This is a genomic window from Aquimarina sp. MMG015 (genome assembly GCF_018100855.1).
Lineage (GTDB): Bacteria > Bacteroidota > Bacteroidia > Flavobacteriales > Flavobacteriaceae > Aquimarina > Aquimarina latercula.
The window spans coordinates 1-1,040 of record NZ_JAGJEB010000034.1 but is presented as its reverse complement, the minus strand read 5'-3'; the positions used below and the strand labels follow the sequence as shown (position 1 = coordinate 1,040).

The 1,040-nt window shown below is 30.0% G+C and carries 2 protein-coding genes; both read left to right on the top strand.

Annotated elements, in window-relative coordinates:
* The first annotated feature begins 18 nt into the window (after window positions 1-18).
* The gene (locus J8L88_RS23375) at window positions 19-462 is read left to right on the top strand and encodes a hypothetical protein (RefSeq protein ID WP_211062077.1); all 444 of its coding nucleotides are present in this window, start codon (window positions 19-21) and stop codon (window positions 460-462) included.
* 11 nt (window positions 463-473) lie between these two features.
* On the top strand, window positions 474-869 hold the full coding sequence (locus J8L88_RS23370; protein ID WP_211062074.1) for a hypothetical protein: 396 nt from the start codon (window positions 474-476) through the stop codon (window positions 867-869).
* Window positions 870-1,040 lie beyond the last annotated feature (171 nt).

Here is a 1,040-nt window from a genome sequence, read left to right as displayed (position 1 = left end):
CGTTAGCAAACATATAAAATGATTGATCGAAAAAACAGAAATAAGCTTGCTGAATCTTGTCGGCATTATTGGTCTTGTTTGATTGATAATTTCGAATTTGATGAAATCAACTTCACTTTAACAACTAAGGATAAAGGAGTAAGTGAAATTAAACATCAACTTTGGTACTTATATGACGACATACGAACTCACAAAAATCAAGGGAAATGGAAAATGGCAAAGTCAGATGAAGAAGTCTTAAAAAGGACCATTCTTTTTCTTAAATCTGATTTTGAATATCAATGGTCTGAGCCTTCATTAATTAAAAATATAAAAAAATACTTAAGCCAATTGTTTCGAATAAAAAATGAAACTATTAACATAACTCAATCTGGAGATAAAGAATACTGGCCTTTTTTCTCAAAAGAGCAATATGAAAATGCTTTATCTAAACCGAAATACTTAAATAACAGTGTTTACTAACATTCAATAAGATGTTCAAAAAACTTTTTAGGAAAGAGAAAATCACTCAGGTTAATTTTGATAAATTTGAACTTAATTTATCTGTACAAGGGAAAGAATCTATTAAAAAATTCTGCAACCGAACTGATAAAGAAAGAATGGGAGACATAATGGTATTGGGAGATAAAGGTGATAATAATTTCTTCTACCTAATTTACTATGCTGCCTTATTTGACTCTGACCTAAATGTACGATTTGCAGCCTTAAAAAGAATACCAAATTTTCAAGATAACCAAAATTTCGATTTACTAATTGATAATCTGAATAAACCTGGAGTTGGTGAAAATTTAGAACCTTACTATTCAATGATGCTGTGCAATTTAGGTGAAATTACTCCTGAAGAATTGAATAACAGAATGTCAAAATAAACGTTTGCTAACAACATATATGTGATCATAGCAGCTAAGTGATGAATCTAATGGTTATTGTATATTTATGAAGGCGCAATGCTTGCACAAAGGGAAGTTAGCAATCAATGCGCAGAAAAATCAAAAAGCAAGGTAACATTTTGCCTTGCTACGACACATATATTAAACGTT

Bases quoted from the DNA above. Each gene is read 5' to 3' on its own strand.
- J8L88_RS23370 (WP_211062074.1), top strand. From the start codon at position 474: ATGTTCAAAAAACTTTTTAGGAAAGAGAAAATCACTCAGGTTAATTTT.
- J8L88_RS23375 (WP_211062077.1), top strand. From the start codon at position 19: ATGATTGATCGAAAAAACAGAAATAAGCTTGCTGAATCTTGTCGGCAT.